Here is a 278-nt window from a genome sequence, read left to right as displayed (position 1 = left end):
CGGGGCTTAAAGCTGGTGATGAGATTTATGCAGTAGCATTTACTTTACCTGTAAATTCTCCAGGATTAAAAGTAATTTGCAGGAAACCATTAGTGAAAGAGGGATATGATAAGTTTGATCATCCATTGACAAATCAATTTGATGAAATAGATGCTTACTTATTATTAGATGAAGTGTTTGTTCCTTGGGATAGAGTTCTTATATTTAGGGATGTAGAAAAATCTAATCAATTTTATGATAAGACTTTTGCAAGGCACCATACACGTCATCAAGGAATT

1 protein-coding gene is annotated in these 278 nt (G+C 33.1%); it reads left to right on the top strand.

Annotated elements, in window-relative coordinates; all coding sequences use genetic code 11:
- The coding region (locus KVT31_RS29515) for a 4-hydroxyphenylacetate 3-hydroxylase N-terminal domain-containing protein (RefSeq protein WP_302747105.1) at window positions 1-278 on the top strand (278 nt) is incomplete at both ends.

It is taken from the genome of Bacillus sp. GbtcB14, assembly GCF_019091205.1.
GTDB classification, from domain to species: domain Bacteria; phylum Bacillota; class Bacilli; order Bacillales; family Bacillaceae_G; genus Bacillus_A; species Bacillus_A cereus_AG.
The sequence above is the reverse complement of the archived record's forward strand: the minus strand, read 5'-3'. Positions and strand labels throughout refer to the sequence as shown.